The organism is Providencia sp. PROV205 (assembly GCF_028479505.1).
Classification (GTDB): Bacteria; Pseudomonadota; Gammaproteobacteria; order Enterobacterales; family Enterobacteriaceae; genus Providencia; species Providencia huaxiensis.
In genome coordinates this window covers 14,736-39,696 of sequence record NZ_JAMPNU010000022.1, presented here as the reverse complement: position 1 = coordinate 39,696, position 24,961 = coordinate 14,736, and the positions used below count along the sequence as shown (strand labels likewise).

The following is a 24,961-nucleotide window of genomic DNA, read 5'->3' as shown; positions in this document are numbered from 1 at the left end:
CAGAAATATCCTATAATTGCTCTCAATACTGAAGGCATTTTTTCATCCGTTTTGATGAACAACGCTGGCCATGATAAAGTGCCTGCCGTTTTACCCTTTATCAATATAGGATCTGATGGCAAGATACCTCGATCTCGATCTTCTCGCTCAAAATATTAAACAATGGGGCGTTGACGCAGGCTTCCAGCAAGTCGGGATCTGCGATACTGACCTTTCCGCGGAAGAGCCGAAATTACAAGCGTGGCTAGATAAACAATTTCATGGCGAGATGGAATGGATGAGTCGCCATGGGATGATGCGAGCCAGACCACACGAACTGCACCCGGGCACGTTGCGTGTCATTAGCGTGCGCATGAATTACTTGCCAGCTAAAGCCGCATTTGCCAGCACACTAAATAACCCTGAATTAGGTTATATCAGCCGTTATGCGCTAGGACGAGACTATCACAAGCTGTTAAAAAAACGCCTAAAACAACTTTCAGATCGTATTTTAGACTATTGTCGTGAATTTAATGGGATGATACTGCCCGATGGTACCACCATCGATGATCTCAATTTTCGACCTTTTGTCGATTCCGCTCCAATCTTAGAGCGTCCTCTTGCGGTAAAAGCAGGTTTAGGATGGACAGGAAAACATTCATTGGTCTTAAATCGTGAAGCAGGATCTTGGTTTTTCCTTGGGGAATTATTGATTAATTTACCCGTTCCTGTCGATAAACCTATCGAAGAAGATTGTGGCCGCTGTGTTGCCTGTATGACAACTTGCCCAACAGGTGCAATTGTCGAACCTTACACTGTCGATGCAAGGCGCTGTATTTCTTATCTCACCATCGAGCTGGATAGCGCTATCCCTGAAGAATTTCGCCCGCTAATGGGAAATCGGATTTACGGTTGTGATGACTGCCAGCTCATTTGCCCGTGGAACCGTTTTTCCCAGCTCACTGATGAAGACGATTTCAGCCCAAGAAAGGAGTTGCATACACCAGAACTGCTTGACTTGTTCTCATGGGACGAAAAAACCTTTTTGAAAGTTACCGAAGGCTCTGCGATCCGCCGCATTGGCTATATCAAGTGGTTGCGAAATATCAGTGTGGCGCTAGGCAACGCACCTTACCAAGATAGCATTGTTGTCGCATTACAAAACCGGCTTGGAATTAACGCTATGTTGGATGAACACTTCCAATGGTCTATACAACAACAGCTTAACCAACGCAATACAAACCAAGTTACAATTCAAACTTCGCAACAAAAACGCCTTGTACGAGTTATTAACAAAGGTTTACCGAGAGACGCCTAGAAAAAAGCCTGCCATATATCTGAAATCAAGAATTGTCAAATCAATGTGAATAAAATAAAAAATGCTTAGCTGACAATAGGTAAAGAATTTGCAAGCTGTGCTAGCCTCATTTTGACAAAATAACCCACAAACTAAAAAAATCAACAAGTTACAATAATGCAACTTAAACGCTAGAATTAATTAGCACAACAGAAATTTGTTAATTACCCTGTGGATAACTCTGTGTAATAAGTTATTTCAAATCGCGATGAAAACCGAGGCTGATTAAGCCAGCTGTGGATAACTTTCTAATAGCATATTAACAAGAAAGGTACTGATTTTATATTAACTCGCAATATAAAAGTGACCAAAATGCAAGGTTAAAATGAAAAACTAATCGAAGTAAATAAAAATCATATTTTTGTTTATTATTTAAACTTCGTATTTTCATCTTAGAGATGGAAGTAAAACACCCTATTGCTAAGGGGTGGCTATTCTATGGTGCCCTGAAAATGAATGCAAGCACAAATCTGGATATGATCCAAAAAAGATCGCGAAGCCCGCACTGATCCTAGCATTCAAGGTAAAAAAAGATGAAAATAGTAAACAAGTACAATTTATATTCACTAAGTGAATTCACTTAATAAAATAAAATTAAAAGCTGCTATATGAGATTTAGTAAAAAAGGAAGATTAAGAGAAACTAAAAATATTGGAGCGGGAAACGAGACTCGAACTCGCGACCCCGACCTTGGCAAGGTCGTGCTCTACCAACTGAGCTATTCCCGCATTTGGTGGGTACTACTGCCTAGTCAGAATACTAAGGCATTTAACTAAAACACTAAGAATGTTTGGAGCGGGAAACGAGACTCGAACTCGCGACCCCGACCTTGGCAAGGTCGTGCTCTACCAACTGAGCTATTCCCGCATCACGAAAATAGTGCTTTAGTTAAAACATCAAGAAAATTTGGAGCGGGAAACGAGACTCGAACTCGCGACCCCGACCTTGGCAAGGTCGTGCTCTACCAACTGAGCTATTCCCGCATCACATTTCTGGATGTTTCACGTGCCGACTCAATCACAAAAACTTCATCGGTACGGGGAGCGCATTATACGAAAAATTCAGATACTAGCAAGCCCTTGCGCTCAAAATTTTTATTTTTTTATCCGTTTGCCGACAAAACAATCACAATGGTGATTTTATCGACAGCCATTGTAATAAGCTGATTTCAATACGTTAACATTGTTAACTTATTGGGAGAAGATGGCTATGGAAGCCTTTCGATCGCGGAGTTATAAACCTTTTTATCTTCTCTTTTACCAACAGCAACGACAAAAATAACAATTTCATCATCAACGACTTGGTACACAAGGCGAAATCCTGATGCCCTTAATTTAATTTTATAGCAATTAGACAATTCACCATGTAGCCGCAGAGACTCTATATATGGGTTTAATTGTAATTTCTTTAACTTCTTTTTAAATTGTTCTCGAATACTGCAATCAAGCTTTTTCCACTCCCTTAGAGCACGCTCATCAAATGCAATATCAAATATCATCAATGTTCACTCTTATTCGCTTAGCAGGTTTTTTTAAGCGATTACGCACAACTGCTAAAATATCATCATCTTCATCGGCATCACTTACAACAATAGAAACTTCAGAAAACGGGAGCTTTTCATTCTCGGCAACATAACGGAGAAATAACCTTAACGCATCAGAAGGTGAAAGGTTTAATTTATCAAATGCTTGATATGCATCTTTTTTTAGTTGTTCATCAACCCTAATTTGTATTGTACTCATAATGGTCTCCTTTCAGGATCTACTGCTAGAATAATGTAATGACAATTGTAATGCAATACGTAATGCAACATCACATTTGAACACAAAAAAACCGCCTCAAAGGCGGCATCTTCGTTAATTCAACATTTATTCTTTAATAAATGTTTCTCGGTAATAAGCTAATTCAGCCACTGATTCACGAATGTCATCAAGAGCTTGGTGGGTATTTTTCTTCGAAAAACCCGCTAAAATTTCAGGTTTCCAGCGACGAGCGAGCTCTTTTAGTGTGCTAACATCAAGATAGCGATAATGAAAATAGTTTTCTAATTCAGGCATATAGTTGAACAAAAAACGCCTATCTTGCCCAACACTATTCCCACAAATGGGTGATGCCCCCTGTGGAACCCATTGCTCTAAAAATTCAATAGTGGCTAACTCAGCTTCACGCTCACTTACGGTACTTTTGCGTACACGCTCAACTAAGCCGCTGTTGGTATGAGTGTTTACATTCCACTCATCCATTAAAGCGAGTTGTTCATCCGTTTGATGTACTGCAATTACAGGGCCTTCTGCTAAAATATTAAGATGACTATCTGTTACAATGGTCGCTATTTCAATAATACGATCACGAACAGGATCGAGCCCCGTCATTTCTAAATCGATCCAAATTAAATTATTCTCATTCTTTTGCATGATATACCCTAACCGCATTCTATGAAGTTAAGGTATGATAGCACTCTTCATGCCATCAGTGACAGGCGTGAGTAACCCTAAAATACCGCCCATAGTAAAGAGAGGACAGGTGGCTAAACAGAAACTTTCGAAAGGCCAACAGCGCCGAGTTCAAGAAAATCATCAAAAAAGGCTCAAAAAACAAAAAACAGTTGAGATTGATGATAGCCAATTAGGTGAAGCACAAGAAGGCTTAGTCATCAGCCGTTTTGGGCAACATGCTGATATTCAAGCAAGTGACGGGACTATCCAGCGCTGTAACTTACGCAGAACCATTTCTTCCCTCGTTACAGGGGATAACGTGGTGTGGCGGCCTGCCCTGAACACACAAAGCGATATCAAAGTAAATGGCATTGTTGAAGCGGTTCATGAACGCCACTCTGTTCTGACTCGTCCCGATTATTATGATGGCTTGAAACCGATTGCCGCTAATATTGACCAAATTGTCGTGGTTTCCGCTATTTTACCTGAGCTTTCGCTGAATATTATTGACCGTTATTTGGTTGCCTGTGAAACCACGGGGATTAAGCCTGTTATCGTTCTTAATAAAGTCGACTTACTCGACGACGAAAACCGCGAGTGGGTAAGCGATTTGATGACGATTTATAGTGATATTGGTTATCAAGTTCTCGAAGTTTCAAGCCATACCAATGAAGGCATGGAAGCACTTACTAACGCGCTAGCAGGTAAAGTGTCAGTGTTTGTTGGGCAGTCTGGTGTGGGTAAATCCAGTTTATTAAACGCATTGCTTCCACACAATGAAGAAGCCATTTTAGTCAATGACGTTTCAGACAACTCAGGGCTGGGGCAACACACAACAACAACAGCCCGCTTATACCATTTCCCATTGGGTGGCGATGTGATTGACTCCCCTGGTGTGCGTGAGTTTGGTTTGTGGCATTTAACCACGGAACAAGTGACCAAAGGATTTGTCGAATTTAAAGATTACCTTGGTGGCTGTAAATTCCGTGACTGTAAACATTTGGATGACCCAGGTTGCCTGTTACGTGAAGCCGTAGAAGCAAATAAAATTGCTGAATCACGTTTTGAAAACTACCATCGCATTTTAGAAAGCATGGAACAAATCAAACCTCGCGGCAATTTTACGGCAAAAGAGAAATAATGTTAGTGAGTACTTACAAAATAACTCACGAACGTTAAACCAGCTCTAAATAATTTAATCACGGTTAGTCAGTTACGCGACCGTTTGAAATATGACGAGTAAACTGTGTACAATAGCCGCCCTTTTGCTAACATACCTTTAAAAATCAGAGGTTAACGTGCTAGATAAAATTAAAATTCGCTTGCAATATATGCTTCCAAAACAATGTCTTACTGAATTTGCAGGCTGGTTCGCAAGTCGCAATGCGGGTTTCATGACGCAATGGGCAATTAAACTGTTCGCAAAAGTCTATAAAGTGAACATGAACGAAGCACAAAAAAGCGAGCTTACGGCTTATGCCACTTTTAATGATTTCTTTATCCGCCTGCTAAAAGAAGGCGCTCGCCCGATTGTCGAAAAAGAGCACCAACTTGCTCAACCTGCTGACGGTGCCGTGAGCCAATTAGGCCCGATTAATGATGACCTTATCTTCCAAGCTAAAGGCCATAATTACACCGTTGAAGCATTACTTGCTGGCCAATACCAATTAGCAGAACGTTTTCGTGGTGGTGACTTTATTACCACTTACCTCTCCCCTAGTGACTATCACCGTGTACACATGCCATGTGATGGCTTACTCAAAGAGATGATTTATGTGCCAGGTGATTTATTCTCTGTAAATCCATTAACGGCACAAAATGTTCCCAACCTGTTTGCACGAAATGAACGTTTGATTTGTGTCTTTGACACCCCTGTTGGCCTAATGGTACAAATCCTTGTAGGTGCAACCATCGTTGGTAGTATCGAGACGGTTTGGAGCGGTTGCGTTAACGCCACGCGTGAAGGTGTCATCAAGCGTTGGGTTTACCCTGAGCTAGATTCTGAAGGTGCTGTTTTCTTGAAAAAAGGTGAGGAAATGGGGCTGTTTAAACTGGGCTCAACGGTGATTAATTTATTTGAACCGAATAAAGTAACCTTTAATTCATCACTGATCCCTGGTTATGCAACTCGGATGGGTGAATTACTCGCTGAAACTGTTACAAGTACAGTGGCAGAAGAGTCCGTTGACGCTTAATTAAATTATTATCCCTTGAAGGAGCTCCTCACTGTGCGTGTGATTATCAGTTTTTTTCTTAGCCTGTTAATCGTTTTCTCTTCCGTTGCAGCGCCGACTGCAGCGCAGGACGAAGCACAGATTAAGCAGGAGCTCAAACAACTCGAGTCAAGCACCAATCCTAAAGATGCAGAGATAGCGCAAGCATTGCAAGGTGCGCTAAATTGGATGAGTGAGACACGCGATTCCGATGCAAAAGCCAAGTCTTATCAAGAAGCAATTGATAACTTCCCTAGAATTATCAAAGAAATAAGACAAAAAATACTCAATGAAAGTGATGAGCCCGCCCCTATACCGGTTGGTATCAGCTTAGGTGAACTTGAACAACGCATTATTCAGCTTAGCAGCCAATTACTTGATCAAAGCCGCTTAACTCAACAAGAGCAAGATAAAGGCCGCGAAATCAGTGAATCACTCAGTATTCTGCCACAACAACTTTCTGAAGCCAGACGTTTACTCACTGATGCCTCCTCGCGTTTTCAGTCTCTGAGTACACCATCAACGCCATTAGCCGATGCCCAATATACTTTGGCTCAAGCCGAAGTAAGCGCTCGCAAATCAACAGTTAATGAACTAGAGATGGCGCAGCTTTCGGCGAATAACCGCCAAGAAATCTCACGCCTTACGTTGGAATTATACAAAAAACGTTATCAACGTATGGAACTTGAGTTGCAAAACCTGCGTGATTTCCAAAATACCCAACGCCAACAAAAAGCAATTTTAGCGTTAGAACATACAGAAATGTTGGCTGCGCAAGGCGAGCTGACCCCGTTTTTAACTGAGCAGCTTGATATTAATCGCAAAATGTCTCAGGAATTAACCGCTCAAGCACAGCGTATGAGCGCAATTACCAATAGCCAAGCCGAAATATCAACGAGTATCCGTGATGCTCGCCAAGCACTCACAACTATTCGCGAGCAAGCTCAGTGGATAAGCAGCTCAAGTACATTAGGGGAAGCACTCCGAACACAGCTTTCTCGTTTACCGGATATTCCAAAAAGCCAGCAACTTGATCGTGAAATGGCGGATTTACGTGTTCAACGCTTAAATTATGAAGATAGCCTCGATAGACTAAGTAAAATAGATACAACCGAGCAAGAAACGGCTAATGAGCTCAATACGGCTCAAGTGCAAGTTTATCAGTCATTGATTAAAACTCGTCGTGAGCTGCTAACCTCTTTAATTTCGGGTCTCGATGCCGAAATGTTAGAGCTGACGAAACTCAATGTCGCTACAGGGCAATTGACCGATGCATTGAAAGAGGTCAAAGACGCTTCAAACCGTTATCTTTTCTGGGTTGCAGATGTTCCACCAATCAGCATCAGCTACCCGGTCATGTTAGTAACTGATATTACTCAATTACTCTCACTGGATACTTTATCTCAACTGGCTGGCGCACTGCGTATTATGGTAACGACCCAAGATACCTTTTTGTATCTTCTCGGTTCAATAGCCTTAGTCATTTTCAGTATCAGTACTCGCAAGCACTACCAAGCATTTCTTGACCGTTCCAGTTTACGTATTGGTAAGGTGACACAAGACCGGTTTTACTTAACCATTCGTACTATTTTCTGGTCAATTATTGTCGCACTTCCTCTCCCTATGATGTGGTCCGCCATCGGTTATGGCTTACAAAGTGCCTGGCAGTTCCCGATGGCCGCTGCCATTGGCTATGGCGTTAGCGCCACGACACCGTTGCTGTGGCTATTTATGATCAGCGAAACGTTCTCTCGCCCTACAGGGTTGTTTATTTCTCACTTCGGTTGGGATAGAGACTCTGTTAAACGTGCGATGCGCTATTACCGAATGGCTATTTTTGTCATCGTCCCATTAGTCATGGCAATTATTACTTTTGAACATTATAGCGACAGAGAATTTGCAGCCAGTATTGGCCGTTTCTGTTTTATCTTTTTATGTGTCGCACTTAGCTTAATTACCAATAACTTACGTCGCTCACAGATCCCTCTCTATTTAGATAGACATGGGTCCGGTGAAAATATTGTTAATAAAGCATTGTGGTGGATGATATTACTCGCACCTATTGTTGCTGGTTTTTTCTCCATTTTAGGTTATTTTTCAACCTCACAAGCCTTACTAGCGCGCTTAGAAACCTCTGTCGCCATTTGGTTTGTCATTCTTATCGTTTATCATACGATTCGCCGTTGGATGTCGATGCAGCGCCGTAAATTAGCCTTTGAGCGGGCAAAACAGCGTCGTGCTGAGATATTAGCGCAACGTGCTAAAGGTGAGGACGATAACCAGCAAGCAAACGCTAGTAGTGAAGGGAATATTGATATCGAAGAGCAGGTTATCGACTTAGATGCCATCAGTACCCAATCCGTTGGGTTAGTTCGTTCGATTTTAACTATGATTGCCTTGGTTTCATTGATTTGGCTGTGGTCCGAGCTACATACCGCATTCTCTTTCCTTGAAAATATTCGCTTATGGGATGTAACATCAACGGTTAATGGCGTTGATACCGTACAAGCTATCACCATGGGCTCTATTTTCATTGCCATTTTGACTATTATCGTTACCGCCCAATTAGTTCGTAACTTACCCGCTTTACTTGAGCTGGCCGTACTCCAACATTTGGATTTAACACCCGGTACCGGCTACGCCATCAGTACATTAACAAAATATACGATTACTATTATCGGAACCATTGTTGGCTTCTCTATGTTAGGGATTGAGTGGTCAAAACTACAATGGCTTGTTGCAGCAATGGGGGTCGGGCTTGGTTTCGGTTTACAAGAAATTTTCGCCAATATTATCTCAGGGTTGATGATCTTATTTGAAAAACCGATCCGAATTGGAGATACCGTAACTATCCGTAACTTAACGGGGAGTATTACCAAGATCAACACCCGTGCCACGACGCTGACAGACTGGGACAGAAAAGAAATTATTGTGCCAAATAAGGCGTTTATTACTGAACAGTTTATTAACTGGTCACTTTCTGACACGATCACTCGTATTGTAATGACCATTCCTGCCCCTTCTGACGCCAATAGTGAACTGGTAACAGATACCATTTTACGGGCAGCTAAACGCTCTACCATGATCTTAGATAACCCTGCACCAGAGGTTTATCTAGTTGATTTACAACAAGGTATTCAAATTTTCGAATTACGGGTCTATGCTGCTGAGATGGGCCACCGGTTACCTGCGCGCCATGAAATTCACCAAAACATCTTAGTTTCCTTTGCTGAACAAGGGATTACCTTGCCATTCCCACCATTCCAAGCAAGGGTGGATGTCCGTGATAATTCGCTACAAAGTGCGACAAACAATCTTTCAGGACGTAATCCAAGTCGTAAATCAGGGGAACTGTAAGCCGTATTATGCCATTAAAATCAGATGATAAAGATGAGTTAGTGATGTTAAAGATCACCCAACTTGAACGTGTTGGGTCGATTTTATTCTTTTTAATTCCATTAATTATCTTATTAATTGTTGGGAAAGCTTTTGCATTTAATACACTGTACCTCTGGCAAGTATATTGTGCAGTTTATATCGTTGGGTTTCGTGTACTTTGTGGCAAGCTATCATCGCAACAGCAACAGCTAGCTATTCGTCGAGGCTGGGGAAACAACCGTTTTTATCGGCTTTCTTGGTGCTATCTTGTACTGTCTGTTGTCATACTAGTGGGATACAAAATCGTATCCCACACATCCGCTTAATCATTAGCTGGCTTTAAAACCGTACGATTTAATATAATCTTCTGCTAACTTTTGTGCTTGCTGTAATTCTTCAGGGCTTAACTGAGCCGCTATCTTATTTTGTAGACGATGACTTTCTGCGTTGCCACTGAACACTGCAGTTGCAAGCCATGCGTAGGCTTGCTGCAAGTTTTTCTTCACGCCGCGTCCTTCAGAGTACATGACGCCTAAGCGGTCTTGAGACTTCGCATCTTTTTGTTTTGCGGCTTTTCTAAACCAAAACACCGCCTTTTCATCATCTAAATCAACGCCACTACCAATTGAGTACATTTGGCCTATTTGGAATTGAGCAAGTATATTTCCGCCTTGCGCTGCTTTTCTAAACCAAAATGCCGCTTTTTCTAAATTTTGAGTGACACCTAGGCCTTGCGCATACATCATCGCCATATTGGTTTCAGCTCGGGTATCACCTTGTTCTGCAGCTTGCTCATACCATAGCATCGCTTTGTCATAATCACGACGTACACCAAAACCATTTACAAACATAGTGCCAAGACGGAATTGCGCATCTGAATTCCCTTGGTTTCCTGCCTTGATAAACCACTCAGCCGCTGCTTTAGAGTCTTGAGAAACACCTAACCCTTTAAAATAACGTTCACCTAGCTGGAATTGGGCTTTAGGATCACCTTTTTGTGCTAACTGCGTAATTTGTTCAATCGAGGGTTCTTGTGCTGCTGTTGCCGGTGCTGGCACAGGGGTAGGTTTAGCGGTTAAAACGGAACTATAACAAATCGAGCCCAACAACAATACTAACGCAATTCTTTTCATCCTAAGGAACCCTCAACAGTGCAATATGCAAACTGTGAAAACAGTGCTATCCATTAATATCGACCTAAACACTCATCCCCCTAGTTTAAATTTACTTTTTGTCAGAAAAAATAGGAAAAATGGCCTAAATTTCACAAAAAGCACGTTTCGCTGCATTTTCGCTATGGGAACTTACGTTTTTCATCTAATTGAGATAATAAAAAACCAGATAAACATATTGCCTATCTGGTTTCTCTATTTCAAATAACAAAATAAATTATGCGTTATTAAGGTATTTATTTCTCAGATAACGAGCAACAGCATCATCACTATTCGAACCAATGACTTCCATGTGCGGTAACGCATCTTTTAGCAATTGATGAGCATTTTGCATGATGCAGCCTTTTCCAGCCATCGTCAGCATTTCTTTGTCATTCATGCCATCGCCAAAAGCAATACTATCACTCGGGGTATAGCCATGTAGTGCCGCAACTTGCTTCAGAGCCTCACCTTTAGAAACAGCACCAGCCATAACTTCTAAGCAGCTACGCAGTGAAAACGTGACATTCACTTTATCTTGCCAACGTGCTTGAATGCGCTGCTGTAAATCCACCAGCAAGTCATGGTCTTCACTAGTATAGTAAACCTTGCAGACCTCAGAAGTGACAAAGTCATGGCGATCAAATAACTGATAGTTAAATACCGATTCTTTAAAAAATTCTTTTTGTTCAGGGCTTTCACGGTTGATAAACCAATCATCACCATGGTAGTAGTTAGTGATAAGTTCAGGGTTATCAAATTCCATCAAACACAACTCGTGAGCAATTTGAGGATCAACATTGTGCTCAAAAATTAAGTCACCGCGAGTATTATGGATCCGTGCGCCGTTAGATGTGATCATATACGCGTCGATGCCTAAACCATCACGGATTTGAGCAACATCCACATGGTGACGGCCTGTTGCAAACACAAAATGCACATCTTGCGAAGTCACTAGCTGTTTCAAGGTGTCTTTTGTATAAGACGTTAAGTCATGATTGGGAGATAACAGTGTCCCATCTAAATCGGAAGCAACTACAGGATATTTCATATTCAAACCCTAACTAATACTGCTCAAAAAAATCACAGATAGCATTGAGCGCCATCGCTCTTAATGCATCCACTTCAAATAGGATTTCATGGTGTGCCCCTTCAATAATGAGAGGTAATTTTTCTTCTCGTCCTATTTGCGCTTTTTGCCTGCTTTGACAAAAAGCTTGTAGCTCTTTATTGCTGACCACTTTTTCTTCACTGGCTTCCAGCACCATCAGTGGTACATCAATTTCTCCCGCTTTCGCAATTAGCTCATCGCCAATCACAAAACTTTCACGTAACCAATGGTAAGTTGGCCCACCTAAGCGCAATTCGGGATAATCGGCATAATAGCGTAAGTAACGCCGATAACGCTCCGGGCTGTGTGTTAATACGTTGATTAAATAAGGTAACGGCTGCCATTTCCCCGTAGAAGCCGCATAGTCATTACGGACACTTTCGCGAGATTCGGCTCTATCAACAATAAAGCTCGCCATCCAACGAGGCATCGGTAGATTAATTCCAATCATCGGTGCACATAAGGTTGCTGCATCAAATGTGACGTTATCTCGCAATAAATACCCTGCTAAGATAGCGCTCCCCATTGAGTGAGCTAACGCGTAACATTTTGGATAATGCCGATATTTAACTTCAAGCTCAATGAACTTTTCAAAATCATCAATGTAATCAGTGAACTTTTCAACATGGCCTTTTTGAGGATCCGCTAACATTCGCCCTGATCGACCTTGGCCTCGATGATCAATAATAAAAACATCATAGCCTAAATGATAAAAATCATAAGCCACTTCCGGGTACTTTACATAGCTTTCACTGCGCCCTGGTGAAATGACAATTGCTTTGTGATGCTTGGGATGAATAAAACGGACATAGTGAATGGGAATATCATCAACACCTATAAATTGAGATTCTTCACGGTGTTGCCAGAAATCTAAAAGTGGGCCATTTGTAAAAGCAGAAAATTGAGTTTCTCGATTCAGCCAACTCTCTTTTAGGTATTCAGGCGTCATCCAACAGCTTCCTTATTTATTCATTCATAACCTTCAAGATGGTCTTGGATAAGTGCCATAAATGCCACCCCAAAACGTTCGAGTTTGCGTTCGCCAACACCATTAATTAACAATAATTCAGCTGGTGAAGTCGGAGTATGCTCAGCCATTTCAATCAATGTTGCATCATTAAACACCACAAATGGCGGAATATTTTCTTCATCTGCAATGGATTTACGCAGTTTACGCAGTTTCGCAAAGAGCTTTTTATCATAATTGCCATGATAGATTTTGTTTTGTTGATTACGGCTTTTTACCACTAAAACACGCGGAACGGCGAGTTTCAGTGTCGCTTCACCCCGTAATATAGGCCTTGCAGCCTCAGTTAATTGAAGCGCTGAAAAATGCGTAATATTCTGGGTGATCATTCCCAAATGGATCAGTTGACGGATCACGCTGACCCAGTGTTCATTCGTTTGCTCTTTGCCAATACCGTAAACAGGCAATTTATCATGACCTAATTCGCGGATACGCTGATTATTCGCACCACGCAATACCTCTACAATATAGCCGATACCAAAGCGCTGACCAACACGATAAATGCAAGACAGCGCTTTTTGCGCATCCACTAACCCATCGTACTGTTTTGGTGGATCTAAGCAAATATCACAGTTACCACAAGGTTGCTGACGATTTTCACCAAAATAATTAAGTAGCACCAAACGACGGCAGGTTTGCGCTTCTGCAAAAGCCGCGATAGCATTCAGCTTATGTCGTTCAATATCTTGCTGCATACCCGCTGGTTTTTCTTCAAGACAACGACGTAACCATGCCATATCTGCTGGGTCATAAAATAAAATGGCTTCGGCTTCAACACCGTCGCGCCCTGCTCGCCCTGTTTCTTGATAATACGCTTCGATATTACGCGGAATATCGAAATGAGCGACAAAGCGAACGTTTGATTTGTTAATTCCCATTCCAAAAGCGACTGTCGCCACAACAACTTGTAAGTTATCTTTTAGAAATGCGTCTTGTACCCATTCACGTTGTGCAGCGTCTAACCCTGCATGGTAAGCTGCGACACTTAAGCCGCGTTTTTGTAAGCGCTCTGTCGTTTCTTCAACCTTATTGCGACTATTACAATAAACAATACCCGCTTTACCTTTTTGGCCTTTAATAAAAAACCAAAGTTGGTCTAACGGCTTATATTTTTCGACTAAGGTATAACGAATATTTGGCCTATCAAAGCTACTCACATGGACGAGTGGCTCATGTAGCTCTAATAAACGAATAATATCTGCACGAGTGGTTTCATCCGCAGTCGCGGTTAGCGCCATCACGGGTACATTGGGCAATGATTGCCGTAATTGGCCTAGTGCGCGATATTCAGGGCGAAAATCATGTCCCCATTGGGAAATACAGTGGGCTTCATCCACCGCTAGCAAGGTGATATTCCATCCTGCTAATTGGCTTAGAAAATAGTCAGTTAACAACCTTTCAGGGGCAACATACAGTAGTTTTATTTCCCCTTGGCTGCACATTTCCATGATTTGGCGCTGCTCTTGTGACGTTTGCGATGAATTTAAACACGCAGCATTAACCCCATGTAACCGCAATTGGTCAACTTGGTCTTTCATTAATGATATTAATGGCGAAACGACCAGTGTGACGCCCTCTTTAACTAAAGCAGGAACTTGATAGCAAAGGGATTTCCCGCCCCCAGTTGGCATTAACACTAAGCAATCACGGTTATCCAGGATAGCCCCAATGACGGCATCTTGCCCAGGGCGAAATGACTGATAACCAAATGTACTATTGAGCACATTTTCAGCCAATGAAAGTTGGTTAATGACGCAAGCAGTGGACACAAACTTCCTCAATAGATAAAACAAGTCGCTGCCCAATTGAGCAGCGAATTTGTTGATTTATGACTTGGTATACAACTCAGAACTGAATAGAGAACTGAGTTTTTCTTCCATTACAACATATCGTTTAGCATAACACCGATACCAAAACGTGTTTGGCGATAATTGTAGTCTATCATCGACTCGCCATATCCGCTAAACAACTGGGTATAAAAACGCACATGTTTACTAATTGGATAGCTCCACCCCAACTCGGCGCCACCATAACCCGTATTCCAGTTATAACGCCCAGTTGTAGTAAATACGCTGTCTCCCAATGCATACCCTACTTTTAAGCGATAGTAGCCCATATATTTGGTAATATCGGAATTATCATCTCGCCCTTCACTTTCATGAATGCGGTACCAAGGTTTAAGGTCAACTTGCCAGTTACCATTTTGCGCCATCGCTCTCGCATATACTCGGTTCCAGCTGCGAGAGGTTGGTTCTGAACGCCCATTTGACTCGTGGTTAAAGCCCGTTTCAAACTCACGTAACGTCCAACCCGCAAATTGGTAATCGGTTAGCCAGCCAACAAACACTTGAGGCTCATAGTTGGTTTCTCTAAATGGTGAAGACTCTTTTTTATTACTTAACTGCCACCAAGAACGTTGAGTATAAGAAACGGCTAAAATAGAGTCATCACCAGCAATACCCGCCCATAAAGGAAAAGCTAAACTTAATTGAAATTTAACTTCATCCTTTAACGCATCATCACCCCAATTGTAGCTAGAAATCGCATTTTTATTCATCGATGAAGTATAGGTATAAATGATGTAATTCGATTCATACGGGTACAATACAAATGGGTTATCGTGGTGCTGTAGTAACCCTGAAATGATGCTACCACGAATTGGTAGGGTATTTTTTACATCGTCAACAGGCTGAATATCTGTATTTTCGGCTGCAAACAGTGAAGCAGACCAAAAGCTGAGCACTGCACTTAACAAAATCGGTAAAGCGCGCATTAGTCATTCCTATTTTCAACATCGTCCAAAAAAAAGTTTGTCCTATTTTACACACAAAACTAAATAACTGTTGAAAGATTATTCATTCGTTTGTTAGAGACATCATTTACACATAATGTTAACTTATTATTTACATATTTTTAAAGGATGAAAACGATGAATGACCGTACTTATACTTTAGAAGAAGCCAGTGAGTTAATGAGCCATGCTTTTATTTATAAAATGCCATTTAACCAGCTACTTGGTATTAAATTAATGAGTCTAAATGATGATTTTGTTCAGCTTAGCATTGAGAATCGTCAGCAATTAATTGGTAATTTCACTCAAAACATCCTACATGGCGGTGTGATCGCTTCGATTTTAGATGTTGCAGGGGGCATGGTGTGCATTAACCGTATTTTGCAGCGAATTAACCCATTAACCCATACTGAGATTGTCGACAAAATGTCCCGTATGGGGACAATTGACCTACGAGTTGATTATTTACGCCCCGGTCGAGGCCAACTTTTTACCGCCAGTGCCAGCTTATTAAGAGACGGTAATAAAATAGCCGTTACCCGCTGTGAGCTTCATAATGAAAATAATCAACATATTGCGACAGCAACGGCAGCTTATCTAGTTGGGTAGAAATAGAATATAAATAATTAGTCACCTGCTAAACTAATAACTTGTAAAAAAACCTGAGCAATGTCACATTAGTGGTATCAAAAATCGAGCCGCTTAAGTCGGCTCGGTCTCTCTGTATAAGTTTCTTTTAGTCTTTAATTCAATTTCAGAGCCAACAATGAGCCAGCAAAATACTACCAAAGGCGTGTTATGTGCCTTAGGCGCCTATTTTATTTGGGGTGTCGCACCTATTTATTTTAAAAGCATCCAAGAAGTGCCCGCAGAAGAAATTCTGACTCATCGTATTATTTGGTCATTTTTCTTTATGATTTTATTATTAACCGTTTCAAGGCATTGGAGCTATGTCCGCCAAGTACTGAAGCAACCAAAGAAAATATTAGTTCTTGGTGTGACTGCAACGACGATTGCTTGTAACTGGTTAATTTATATTTGGTCAGTTAATAATGGTTATATGCTACAAGCTAGCTTAGGCTACTTTATCAACCCATTAGTTAACGTACTGTTTGGAATGTTATTTTTACAAGAACGTTTTCGTCGTATGCAGTGGATTGCTGTTGGTCTTGCATTAACGGGTGTCTTGATCCAGCTATGGCAATTTGGCTCAGTACCTGTGATAGGGCTAAGTTTGGCTGTTACATTTGCCACCTACGGCTTATTACGCAAAAAATTAGGTGTCGATGCACAAACAGGAATGACATTCGAAACACTTTGGCTTCTTCCTGTCGGTATAATCTTCTTATTATTTTTTGCAGATAGTCCAACTAGCGATATGGCAATGAATGATTGGCATTTGAATGCCCTGCTAATTGCCGCAGGGGTAATTACTACGGTGCCACTGTTACTCTTTACAGAAGCCGCTAACCATTTAAGACTTTCAACTCTAGGCTTTTTCCAATATATGGGGCCAAGTATTATGTTCTTACTTGCCGTCTTTGTGTACGGTGAAGTCATGACATCTGAATTGTTAGTCACTTTTGGGTTTATCTGGGTTGCATTAATTTTATTTACATTAGATGCTTTATATACTCAGCAAAAACTGAGAAGAAAATAACGGATAATGGTTTTCAGAAATTCAGATAGCCGATAAATAGCGCTAATATTAAATACCGACTCTCGTTTTATATTTTAAACGAAGTCGGTGTTTCATTATATGGAACTTAAATAGTTAAATTAATTAATGCAAACAGGCTATTTAATTAAATACTCAATTCCTCATCTACCTTGTACTAAATTAAGCTTAAATTAAATCTCTTTGTTCTTATCTATATATGTCATTGAAGATAAATAAATTTAGTCAAAATAATCAACAAGTTAAACAACAAAATTTCATCTTGATTTTCTATACATAATGGCTATCATTTAACTTATCTTAAATCCACTTCAATTAATAAACATATCCATCAAACAACCCTTTGAAATAAAAGTAGTTGTTTATTTTTTTCAATTAATGATTGCTTAATAGGAACTTGGTAATTATATTGTACGCCGCTTGTATTCACCCCAGCGGATGGTGATGGTCCGATTCATCACTGACGTTTCATTAAAGTGCGCACGATGACATTTCATTTGAAAAATGTCCTGGTGCGAGGTTTTCTGAAATTGAATGCAGACGGTTCTAAAATTTAATTTTATACAATCATGTAGCGTTAAGACTCTAAATAGTTCGAAAACATAACTAGGCGGCGAGCAAAGCCAACAACGTTGTGATTCGAAGTATGACGAGTACGGCTGCATTTTAGGTTCACTCGGCCTGAACATTCAGACAGAGTTGACGTTGTTAAAGGCTTTTGGGAAGGGCTTAAAAATGCAACAGAATACCGTTCAAATGAAACGCGTACTGACCGTGCCTGCGTTAGTTTTTTTCGGGCTGGCTTATATGGTGCCACTCGGAATTTTCACCACCTATGGACAAGTGACTGTATTAAGTGAAGGCCATCTGCCTATCGCTTATTTAATTACATTAGCTGCTGTCTTTTTCACTGCCATGAGCTATTGCCGCATGACAAGCGCACTTCCGCTTTCAGGATCTGCTTATTCATATGTGCAAAAAACCTTTGGCGGCACACTCGGTTTTTTAGTGGGTTGGGCACAACTGCTAGATTACCTCTTTCTACCTATTATTAACTACATTGCGATCGGGATCTTTGTTCACGAAGCGTTCCCTGATATCCCAATGTATGTGATTATTTGCAGCACAATTACAATTGTTAGCATTATGAATATTTTGGGAATTAAATTAGTTTCCTCAATGAATATGCTAATCATTTTAATGCAATTTATCTTTATTGCCGTGTTCCTATACTTGAGTTTCAAAACTTCATTTGTATTGGATACTGATGCTTTATTAGCACCGATTACGGTCATGTCAGAACAAGTATCTGGGTTATTTGCAGGTGCTGCGGTACTCTGTTTAGCCTTCCTTGGATTTGATGCGATCTCCACCATGGCAGAAGAAACCAAAGATGCGCGTAGTGCGTTACCCAAAGCTATCTTATACACCGTGTTTATCGCAGGTACCCTGTTTGTCGTCATCTCCTATGGTGCGCATCTGGTTTACCCAATGTGGCAGGATTTTATTCCTAATACCGATATTGCTAGCCTTGCGGTAATGAAACAAGTGGGTGGTGCGATGATGGCATCTAGCTTTATCACCGCTTATGTTATTGGTGTATTTGCCTCAGCAATGACCTCACAAGCCAGTATTGTGCGTATTTTCTATGCGATGGGCCGTGAAGGCGTGTTACCACGTTCGCTGTTTGCCTATTTGCATCCAAAACTCAACACACCGATTTACTCGATTATTTTTGTTGCGCTAGCGTCATTACTTTCATTGGTGCTTTCACTCAGTATGGTCGCCTCAATGATCAGTTTCGGTGCCTTAATTGCGTTTACTTTTGTGAATTTATCGGTCATTAAACATTTTTATATTGACCGTAAAGCACCGCTGGATAATACAAAAATTATCACTTGCCTGATTATGCCTTCTATTGGTGTTATCCTAACATTATGGTTATGGACAAGCCTTGATAGCGAAGCCTTTAAAGTGGGTTTATGGTGGCTAGCCGCAGGTGCAATTTACTTAGCACTTCTGACCCATGGTTTTACTCGTCGTCCACCTGCAATCTCTGACGATGAAACTGAAATGATTATTAACTAAGCATTTCAAGTCTTATAAATGATTACGGGGGAGCACTTGCCTTCCCCGTTGTTTTTTTAGCGCTGGTGCCACCAAAGCACCACTGATACAGACGGTTTACAATGAATAATCAATTAGCTGACGTTATTTATTTTAACGGTTATATATATACCGCAGATGATAAAAATCGCGTTGTCGATGCGGTTGCTGTTCGTGATGGTTACATTCTTGCCACAGGCACCTCTGATGAACTTCATCAATATGTTGGCCCTGAAACAGAGAGTATCGATCTCGAAGGCAAAATGATGATGCCTGGCATCATTGATGGTCATATGCACCCTTTTTGGGGCGGTATTCAACTCTTCGGTTGTCATTTAAATTATGAATCGTTAACTATCGACCAAATTTTAGCGCGTGTACAAGATCACCTCGATAAAGACCCTCGTACAGGGGAAAATGATTGGCTCAAAGTCACAGCATGGCTACGTCAAGGTATGATCCCTGCGGGTGTTGATATGTACCGTGAAGATATGGACAAGCTCAATACAAAACGCCCTGTCGTATTATTTTCAAATGACTGCCATACATTGCTCGCAAATAGCCGTGCACTCGAATTATTTGGTATCACCAAAGATACGCCTGAGCCACCCGATGGTAAGATTGGTAAATACGAGAATGGCGAGTTGAACGGTATCCTTGAAGACGCGCCAGCTATGCGTGCTGCCGATAGCATTCCTTCAATTCGTGACGACCAAGCTATTGAAGTTGCTGAATTAGTACAGAAAGTACTTAATCAGCAAGGTGTGACTATGGTGATGGATGCCCGCGTTTCAGAACAACAGCTTGAAGCCTTTTCTCAATTACAGCAACGTGGCGACTTGACGATCCGCTTCCAAGCAGCTCGTGAAATTACCCCAGATGAAACACCTGATGTTGCCTCAGTAGCAGCAGCTGTGGATAAAGCCGTTGCATTTGCCAAAAAATGGCACCAAGCCGATTGGATACCAACCCCAGGTATTGGCTTAAATAATATTAAAATGTTTGTTGATGGTGTCATGCAATTTCCAACGATGACAGCGTCGTTATTGCAGCCATACCGCATCAATCAGGGCACGGATGACGCGCCAAATTGGGTAGAAACCGATAACTACGGTGATTTGTATTTCACGGCTGAGATTCTTGATGAATTAATGGAAAAAATTGCCGCAGCGGGCTATGACCCTCACTTGCATACTGTAGGTGAAGGCGCCGTTTCCATCGTTTTAGATGCGATAGAAAAAATGCGAGCTGCACACCCAGAAAAAGATATTCGCCCAGGACTCGCTCACAATGAATTAGTCCATGCCGATGACTATGCACGTTTTGCGCGTTTGAAAACCATCGCTTGCTTATCTTTCCAGTGGGCCGCTCCAACGCCAGAACTCGCCGCTTTTGAGAAAAAAATGCTCGGTGATGAACGTTTTGAGCAACTTGAACCCATCGCTAAATTTGTTGACGCGGGCGCGGTTGTTGCATTTGGTAGTGACTGGCCAATCGATGATTTCGACGAGTGGTATGACTTAAAAGTGGCTGCAACACGCCGTGGCCGTGATATTAATGGCCAAAAAGCACCGAGGCTGGATAATGACCGAGACTTAACGGTAATTGAAGTTTTGCGCTCTGCTACGATAGACTCCGCTTATGCACAGCACCGTGAAGATGTACTTGGCTCATTAGAAGCTGGAAAATTTGCAGATATGATCGTGCTAGATCGTAATGTATTTGAGATCCCAGCTGATGATATTGAGAATGTAAAAGTATTACGCACAATTATTGGCGGAAAAACTGTACATATTGCTTAATAATTTAATTATTTATTTAGATAGATAAATAAATAAACACCCCAAAGATTAAATAATATCTTGGGGTGTTTTTAATTGGGCACTTAATTCCAAACCTGAATACTCACAATTAAATCGGGAAATTACGAGGGAATAAATTCCCTCGTAAAGCAACATTACTCTTCGTAAGAAAACGTTGTTTGAACAACTGTATTTCCATGACTAATGACAATTAGACAAAGTCTGTCTCGCATTAGTACTGAAATACTAAACACGGTAATACACGCTGAAACAAACGCAATCACTGCGAACTTGCTCATTTCCCTTGACCTCTTAATGGTTAAGAGGCACAATCCTAACTGTCGGGTTAGGTTTGGGCCTCGTTGGTTAATAATAACTAACGGGGCTTTTCCATTTCTAATCCAAACATTTTATCCAACTTAATATGCTTGAACCAGAAAGGCTCAAGCACCCGCAAAAATAATAACAAACTTTTATATTTCACTCACGCTTAATTCCATTAAAATAAATAAAAATATAAATCTAATCATCTAATTATTTATTTGAAAATTATTAAATAAAATATCATTAATAGATTTAAATTATTTGTTTCTATATTGTTTTTATATATTAACTTCAGAAAAAGACTAAAAATCCGCAATTTTAAAAATTGCGCTTGCAAAAGAAAAAAGTTACCGTTAGTATCCGCAACGTTTTCTATTCATCTACTAACTGCAAGGAGGTTTACCATGACAACAACTAATCAAACTCTTTGCGGGCACACTCAGAAATAGCCACTCTCGTTAGTTAATCTATTTTCTTAATTTTGCCTGCTAATTCACCTTATTTTTCAATTAAAAATGAGTTAATAGCTTATGGGCAATACCTTACATACTGTGGATCAGCAAGTTAGCTATATCGCCACAGGGTCTACATGGATTGAAAGTAAAGCAATCCAACAATTACAAACAACTGCAAGCTTACCTGATATGGTATCTGTTGTCGGCATGCCTGATCTTCATCCAGGTCGAGGATACCCGATTGGCGCGGCATTTTTCTCTACCAAGCGCTTTTATCCCGCGTTAGTTGGCAATGACATCGGCTGCGGAATGGCGCTGTTCCAAACTGATCTTAAAAAATCGAAAGTTAACCTCGATAAGCTCGAAAAACAACTTTCTGAGATGCCAGATCATGCGCCTTTATCATGGCTTGAAGAGCATGTTCCAAATAACATGCAATCACATGATTTTATGTCATCATTAAGTTCTATTGGCGGTGGAAATCATTTTGCTGAATTTCAATCTGTTGACGAAATATTAAATACAGAATTATTCAGTATGAGTGGCTTAGATAAACAACAATTACTGTTATTAGTTCACAGTGGCTCTCGTGGTTTAGGCCAATCAATCCTTCGCCAGCATGTAGAAAGTCATAGCCATAATGGGCTTATAGACAGTACTCAAGATGGAAAAGATTATCTGGAAGCACATCAGAATGCCTTGAATTTTGCCCAGCTAAATCGTCAGATGATCGGTTTACGTATGCTGCAGCAAGTTAAATCAAAGGGTAAACGCATACTCGACCTCAATCATAACTTAGTTGAAGCCTGCAAAATTAATGGTATTGATGGATGGATACACCGAAAAGGCGCCACACCATCAGATCGCGGGCTTGTCGTTATCCCTGGCTCTCGAGGTGATTACAGTTATCTGGTTTCCCCACAACCGAATGAAGTTTGTCTGAATTCTCTTGCTCACGGCGCTGGGCGTAAATGGATGCGAACTGAGTGTAAAGGACGTTTATCTCATAAATATACACCGATTCAATTATCAAGAACGGCACTAGGTAGTCGTGTTATCTGTGCAAACAAACAATTGATTTACGAAGAAGCCCCACAATCTTATAAATCTATTGATACTGTCATTGAAAGTATGGTGAATATTGGTGTCATTCAAGTGGTTGCACGCCTTAGACCCATCATCACATACAAAACCAGTGGAGAATGTTAATGATCTTATTACAATTCTCCTCAGCTCAAGGGCCGGAAGAGTGCTGTATTGCTGTCGAAAAGGCTCTTGCCTGCTTTCTGCAAGAGGCTAAAAAATATCATGTCACTTATGATGTCTTAGAGTCTTTTCCATCTAAAAAAGGGCTGAGGTCTGCCCTAGTTTGCTTAGAGGGTGCAGGTGCTGAACCTTTAGCAAGCAATTGGTGTGGTACGATCCAGTGGCAATGCCAAAGCCCTATTCGGCCACGGCATAAACGAAAAAACTGGTTCTTAAGCGTAACTCAATTTTCCCCTGTTCAACCTATCGAAGAAAGTGAAATTGAATTTGAGTTTACCAAAGCGCAAGGGGCTGGGGGGCAGCATGTTAATAAAACGTCCTCTGCGGTTAGAGCGAAGCATGTAGCCACGGGGATCACTGTCAAAGTGCAATCTGAGCGTAGCCAACACGCTAACAAAAAGCTCGCAAAACAATTAATACAATGGAAACTGAATGAGCACCAGTCACAACAAATTAATGATCTGGATAAACAACGCCATCATTCTCATTATCAAATAGAAAGAGGAAACGCAGTAATTACTTTTTTAGGAAATGAATTCAAGCGATTGATGTAAAATTAGTGCCACCTCTTATTAGGGTGGCACATAATTTAATGCAATATTAGAGAATATTTAATTATTCGAATTCTAAAATAAACCTATTTAACATCATAAAAAATCGAACTATTCAATTTAGATGAATAACCTCCTACTTCAATCACTGATAAATAGTCTTTTTGCGCTGGGAAATGATTTACATTTTGAATTAATGATGACATATCATTATTAGAATTAACTATCACAGTATCGCCTATATTTTTCTCACTTAATTCCTTCAATGCTTTTTCTAATTGGCGCTCATACTCTATAACGCTAACACCTTGTTGGGATTGTTTAGAACCATAACCAAATTTATCAGTATCGTTCATTTATAAACTCCTTTTATATAATTGATTAATAGAATAGAAAACACAGTGAATAATTGAATATTAAAACACTAAGACTCGAATAACTTTAATATCAAGAAAAACAAAAAATCAAATTAATATATTGAAACCGCTGTTATAAAATTTGTTGTATGTATAAATAATGAGAATACTTCTATCAGCCACCTCAGTCAGAGGTGGTAATAGCCTGAACGGATTAGAGTATTTTTTCTGTTAAAAACCAACCAGCAATGCTTTCTCGTTTTTGTTGAGTCGGTAACACTTCATGTGGAAATTCTTCAGACATGAAAAAAATCATTCGGCCAGCCCGAGGTTCTAGTTCAAACAGTTGATTGTTTTCTTTGTCGTAGACAACAAGTTCACCGCCATCTCCTGTTTGCCATGTTTCATTCATATATAAAACAGTAGTCACCTTACGACGCCCTTGTCCTCTTGGGTTATCAAGATGCTTTTTATAAAATCCACCATTAGGATAACGGCAGAAATGCGTTTCAAAATCACGTAGCCCTAGATAAAGCTGGCAGTTTAACTCTTGCCTTATCTGTTCCATTTTATCGAGATAATGGGTGATAGGCGCCCCCATTTCAGGCTCTAACCAAATAGTTTGATCAGCGCGAACAGCTTTATTACCTTGTAATGAATCTCTATGCCCAATACGTGCATCTTGCAATGTGTTTGGTATGCATTGTTTTATCGTTTTAATATCTGACAAGGTCAGAAAATCGTTCCACACATACCAACCTTGTGAGGAAAGTGAATCAATGAGTTTATTGATAGACATGATGAATATAAGAATGGTTATTAGGTAAGATTTTATACTTTATTGTCGGAAAAAATTAAAATAAAAAACGTGAATCTTGATGATTCAACAACTATATCGATGATTAATCCTAAAAGTAGGCGTTTCTAAATGCAGGCTTTCGAGTGAAATCTACTATATTGATACTAAATGAGTTTCCCCCC

22 protein-coding genes and 3 tRNA genes are annotated in these 24,961 nt (G+C 40.6%); 11 read left to right on the top strand and 14 right to left on the bottom strand.

Annotated features, from left to right (window positions below):
• Positions 1–115: 115 nt before the first annotated feature.
• Complete coding sequence (gene queG, locus PR800_RS13855) at positions 116–1,297, top strand: tRNA epoxyqueuosine(34) reductase QueG (RefSeq protein WP_166263970.1); 1,182 nt, start codon at positions 116–118, stop codon at positions 1,295–1,297.
• A gap of 691 nt (positions 1,298–1,988) precedes the next feature.
• Here queG and PR800_RS13850 read toward each other — a convergent pair.
• The 6 genes from PR800_RS13850 to orn form a co-directional block, all read right to left on the bottom strand.
• Positions 1,989–2,064: transfer RNA gene (locus tag PR800_RS13850), tRNA-Gly, on the bottom strand.
• Positions 2,065–2,127: 63 nt separating this feature from the next.
• Positions 2,128–2,203: transfer RNA gene (locus PR800_RS13845), tRNA-Gly, on the bottom strand.
• 40 nt (positions 2,204–2,243) lie between these two features.
• Positions 2,244–2,319, bottom strand: a tRNA-Gly gene (locus PR800_RS13840).
• A gap of 224 nt (positions 2,320–2,543) precedes the next feature.
• Entirely contained in the window at positions 2,544–2,834 is a 291-nt protein-coding gene (locus tag PR800_RS13835; RefSeq protein ID WP_206276171.1) for a type II toxin-antitoxin system RelE family toxin, read from the bottom strand.
• The gene (locus PR800_RS13830) at positions 2,824–3,078 is read right to left on the bottom strand and encodes a type II toxin-antitoxin system RelB/DinJ family antitoxin (protein ID WP_272531072.1); all 255 of its coding nucleotides are present in this window, start codon (positions 3,076–3,078) and stop codon (positions 2,824–2,826) included. Before PR800_RS13830 ends, PR800_RS13835 begins: the two co-directional genes overlap by 11 nt.
• A 126-nt stretch (positions 3,079–3,204) precedes the next feature.
• Positions 3,205–3,750 carry an oligoribonuclease gene (gene orn, locus PR800_RS13825; protein WP_102139907.1) on the bottom strand — a complete coding sequence of 182 codons (546 nt, stop codon included), beginning with the start codon at positions 3,748–3,750 and terminating at the stop codon, positions 3,205–3,207.
• Between the two features lie 109 nt (positions 3,751–3,859).
• Here orn and rsgA point away from each other — a divergent pair, with 109 nt between their 5' ends.
• The 4 genes from rsgA to PR800_RS13805 all read left to right on the top strand — a co-directional run bounded on the left by rsgA (position 3,860) and on the right by PR800_RS13805 (position 9,688).
• Positions 3,860–4,912, top strand: coding sequence for a small ribosomal subunit biogenesis GTPase RsgA (rsgA, locus tag PR800_RS13820; RefSeq protein ID WP_195697875.1), 1,053 nt, complete (start codon positions 3,860–3,862; stop codon positions 4,910–4,912).
• Positions 4,913–5,069: 157 nt separating this feature from the next.
• Positions 5,070–5,966 (top strand): archaetidylserine decarboxylase, encoded by an 897-nt coding sequence (gene asd / locus PR800_RS13815; RefSeq protein WP_102139905.1) that lies wholly within the window; start codon positions 5,070–5,072, stop codon positions 5,964–5,966.
• 33 nt (positions 5,967–5,999) lie between these two features.
• The gene (mscM, locus tag PR800_RS13810; protein WP_102139904.1) at positions 6,000–9,341 is read left to right on the top strand and encodes a miniconductance mechanosensitive channel MscM; all 3,342 of its coding nucleotides are present in this window, start codon (positions 6,000–6,002) and stop codon (positions 9,339–9,341) included.
• 8 nt (positions 9,342–9,349) lie between these two features.
• Entirely contained in the window at positions 9,350–9,688 is a 339-nt protein-coding gene (locus PR800_RS13805) for a hypothetical protein (protein ID WP_102139903.1), read from the top strand.
• Between the two features lie 3 nt (positions 9,689–9,691).
• Here PR800_RS13805 and PR800_RS13800 read toward each other — a convergent pair whose 3' ends face one another.
• The 5 genes from PR800_RS13800 to pldA all read right to left on the bottom strand — a co-directional run bounded on the left by PR800_RS13800 (position 9,692) and on the right by pldA (position 15,424).
• Entirely contained in the window at positions 9,692–10,495 is an 804-nt protein-coding gene (locus PR800_RS13800) for an SEL1-like repeat protein (protein WP_102139902.1), read from the bottom strand.
• A gap of 256 nt (positions 10,496–10,751) precedes the next feature.
• A complete protein-coding gene (gene yigL / locus PR800_RS13795) occupies positions 10,752–11,564 on the bottom strand; it encodes a sugar/pyridoxal phosphate phosphatase YigL (RefSeq protein WP_206276175.1) in 813 nt (270 codons plus the stop codon).
• 13 nt (positions 11,565–11,577) lie between these two features.
• Positions 11,578–12,573, bottom strand: a complete 996-nt coding sequence (gene pldB, locus PR800_RS13790; protein ID WP_195697876.1) for a lysophospholipase L2 — start codon at positions 12,571–12,573, stop codon at positions 11,578–11,580.
• Between the two features lie 20 nt (positions 12,574–12,593).
• Positions 12,594–14,420, bottom strand: coding sequence for an ATP-dependent DNA helicase RecQ (gene recQ / locus PR800_RS13785; RefSeq protein WP_102139898.1), 1,827 nt, complete (start codon positions 14,418–14,420; stop codon positions 12,594–12,596).
• Positions 14,421–14,530: 110 nt separating this feature from the next.
• Positions 14,531–15,424, bottom strand: coding sequence for a phospholipase A (gene pldA, locus PR800_RS13780; RefSeq protein WP_166263963.1), 894 nt, complete (start codon positions 15,422–15,424; stop codon positions 14,531–14,533).
• A 156-nt stretch (positions 15,425–15,580) separates the two neighbouring features.
• Between pldA and PR800_RS13775 the strand changes: the two genes are divergently transcribed.
• The 4 genes from PR800_RS13775 (at position 15,581) to PR800_RS13760 (ending at position 21,028) form a co-directional block, all read left to right on the top strand.
• Complete coding sequence (locus tag PR800_RS13775; RefSeq protein WP_272531067.1) at positions 15,581–16,051, top strand: thioesterase family protein; 471 nt, start codon at positions 15,581–15,583, stop codon at positions 16,049–16,051.
• Between the two features lie 157 nt (positions 16,052–16,208).
• Positions 16,209–17,102, top strand: coding sequence for an EamA family transporter RarD (rarD, locus tag PR800_RS13770; RefSeq protein ID WP_102139895.1), 894 nt, complete (start codon positions 16,209–16,211; stop codon positions 17,100–17,102).
• 753 nt (positions 17,103–17,855) lie between these two features.
• Positions 17,856–19,208: an APC family permease gene (locus tag PR800_RS13765; RefSeq protein WP_102139894.1), complete on the top strand. Its 1,353-nt coding sequence runs from the start codon at positions 17,856–17,858 to the stop codon at positions 19,206–19,208.
• A gap of 101 nt (positions 19,209–19,309) precedes the next feature.
• Positions 19,310–21,028, top strand: a complete 1,719-nt coding sequence (locus PR800_RS13760) for an amidohydrolase (protein WP_102139893.1) — start codon at positions 19,310–19,312, stop codon at positions 21,026–21,028.
• A gap of 155 nt (positions 21,029–21,183) precedes the next feature.
• On the opposite strand, the gene PR800_RS13755 is transcribed toward PR800_RS13760, so the two are convergent.
• Positions 21,184–21,327: a Hok/Gef family protein gene (locus PR800_RS13755; RefSeq protein ID WP_112308132.1), complete on the bottom strand. Its 144-nt coding sequence runs from the start codon at positions 21,325–21,327 to the stop codon at positions 21,184–21,186.
• Positions 21,328–21,882: 555 nt separating this feature from the next.
• Here PR800_RS13755 and PR800_RS13750 point away from each other — a divergent pair.
• Together PR800_RS13750 and prfH are read left to right on the top strand one after the other, a co-directional pair.
• Positions 21,883–23,016, top strand: coding sequence for an RNA ligase RtcB family protein (locus PR800_RS13750; RefSeq protein ID WP_166263961.1), 1,134 nt, complete (start codon positions 21,883–21,885; stop codon positions 23,014–23,016).
• Positions 23,016–23,627, top strand: coding sequence for a peptide chain release factor H (gene prfH, locus PR800_RS13745; protein ID WP_166263959.1), 612 nt, complete (start codon positions 23,016–23,018; stop codon positions 23,625–23,627). The genes PR800_RS13750 and prfH overlap by 1 nt, the downstream gene beginning before the upstream one ends.
• An 83-nt stretch (positions 23,628–23,710) precedes the next feature.
• Here prfH and PR800_RS13740 read toward each other — a convergent pair whose 3' ends face one another.
• Both PR800_RS13740 and PR800_RS13735 read right to left on the bottom strand, forming a co-directional pair.
• Complete coding sequence (locus PR800_RS13740) at positions 23,711–23,980, bottom strand: hypothetical protein (protein ID WP_166263957.1); 270 nt, start codon at positions 23,978–23,980, stop codon at positions 23,711–23,713.
• Between the two features lie 214 nt (positions 23,981–24,194).
• Positions 24,195–24,779 carry a 2OG-Fe(II) oxygenase gene (locus PR800_RS13735; RefSeq protein WP_102139889.1) on the bottom strand — a complete coding sequence of 195 codons (585 nt, stop codon included), beginning with the start codon at positions 24,777–24,779 and terminating at the stop codon, positions 24,195–24,197.
• Positions 24,780–24,961 lie beyond the last annotated feature (182 nt).